The organism is Ligilactobacillus sp., assembly GCF_036846325.1.
GTDB lineage: Bacteria > Bacillota > Bacilli > Lactobacillales > Lactobacillaceae > Ligilactobacillus.
This window is the reverse complement of sequence record NZ_DAIUCE010000190.1, coordinates 433-1,701: the sequence shown is the minus strand read 5'-3', so window position 1 is coordinate 1,701 and position 1,269 is coordinate 433. Positions and strand designations below refer to the sequence as shown.

The window sequence follows — 1,269 nt, the reverse complement described above, 5'->3', positions numbered from 1 at the left end:
AAGGACCTGGGTTCAGAAGGCGATGAGAAGATGCCGAACAGAGAATGCCTTGAGAGGATGCTGTATCATGACGTGATTGACACGTCGGCATGGGCAAAGCTTTACCGTCGTGATCTCTTCGACAGTGTTGAATATCCGGCGGGAAAGCTCTTTGAAGACATCGGAACAACGTATGCACTGATGCTTCAGTGCGATGAGATTGCGGTGGGTTATGATTCAAAGTACACTTATAACTTCCACAACAACTCAATCGTCAATGGCGCTTTCAGCATGAACAAGCTTGACATGCTTGAGATGACGGACAAGATGGCAAGGGATGTGCTTGGTGTATATCCGGATCTTCAGGCTGCTGTTCTGAGACGACAGGTATACGCAAGACTCAGTACACTCAATCAGATGCTCAATGCCACAGGAGATGAAGTGGATGAAAAGCGCCGCGAAATCATTTCCTATGTCATGGAAAACAGCAGGACTGTTGCAAAGGATCCGAAGACACCAAAGCGCGACAGACTTGCATTCATACTGCTTAAAATGGGATACCCTCTTTACAGGTTCTGCTGGCTGCAGTATCAGAAGAAAATCATGAACAAATAACAAAAGGACCACCTTGCATAATCAATGCAGAGTGGTCCTTTTGATTCCTGCTCAGTTCACTAGAGGAGTTGTCCCATGGGGCTTGCTATGATGATTCTTGTTTTCCTTATGATACCTTTCCTTCGAATACCTTGCACGCAGTCCCCACAAAATGGAAACCGTATCGATGACTTCCTGGAACATTGCACCGACAAGTGCCGGAATGACGCCTGTGCTTGCAATCAGCATCAGACCGATGCAGATGAAGATGCCGATCAGGACCGCCTGACGGGCAATGCGCATGGTATCCTGCGCAATTATGACTGCTTTGGAGACTTTTGACAGGTCGTCTTTCAAAATGACAACGTCGGCTGATTCACTGGCTGCCGTCGATCCGTTGGCACCCATGGCAATCCCGACATCGGCCGTTGCAAGCGAAGGAGCATCATTAACGCCGTCACCGACCATGATGATCGGACGCCTGTCTTCTGAAACATTCTTCAAGGCATTGATTTTATCTGTTGGAAGCAGATCGGCCCTGACGTCGGTAATTCCAACCTGCGGAGCAATTCTTTCAGCGATTGCCATCTGATCGCCCGTCAGCATGACAAGATGTTCAACGCCGTGTTCCTTCAGTGACTCCATGGTTTCCGGAGCTTCCGGACGCAGGCGGTCAGTGAAGACGACATATCCCTG

General features: G+C 48.9%; 1 protein-coding gene and 1 pseudogene. One reads left to right on the top strand and one right to left on the bottom strand.

Annotation, left to right across the window (positions count from 1 at the left end; translation table 11 throughout):
- Window positions 1–594: pseudogene (locus tag V7Z60_RS10060) on the top strand (glycosyltransferase family 2 protein); the annotation flags it as partial.
- 51 nt (window positions 595–645) lie between these two features.
- On the opposite strand, the gene V7Z60_RS10055 reads toward V7Z60_RS10060, so the two are convergent.
- Window positions 646–1,269: HAD-IC family P-type ATPase (locus tag V7Z60_RS10055; RefSeq protein WP_334117671.1), on the bottom strand; the 624-nt coding region annotated here is incomplete at its 5' end.